We start from the raw sequence: 255 nt of genomic DNA, 5'->3' as shown, positions 1-255 counted from the left end.
CGCTGGGCCGGGTGCGCCGGGTCGGCGGCGGCCGCAAGAAGCTCGCCGACACTGATCCTGGGCTCATTCCGGCGCTGCTGGCGCTGGTCGAGCCGGATGTGCGGGGCGATCCGATGTCGCCGCTGCGCTGGACGACCAAGTCGACCCGGAACCTGGCCGAGCAGCTGACCCGCGCCGGGCATCGGGTCGGCGCCGACACCGTCGGGGACCTGCTGCGCGGGGAAGGCTTCAGTCTGCAGGGAAACGCCAAGGTCG

Annotated in this window: 1 protein-coding gene; it reads left to right on the top strand. The window is 72.9% G+C overall.

Translation table 11 applies throughout. From position 1 onward, the window contains the following. Window positions 1-255, top strand: a 255-nt coding sequence (locus GWK61_RS61785) for an ISAzo13-like element transposase-related protein (RefSeq protein WP_438939843.1), incomplete at both ends; no start/stop codon positions are given.

Source organism: Catenulispora rubra, from assembly GCF_015356825.1.
In the GTDB taxonomy this organism is placed as follows: Bacteria; Actinomycetota; Actinomycetes; order Streptomycetales; family Catenulisporaceae; genus Catenulispora; species Catenulispora rubra.
This window is presented reverse-complemented; position numbering and strand designations above follow the sequence as displayed.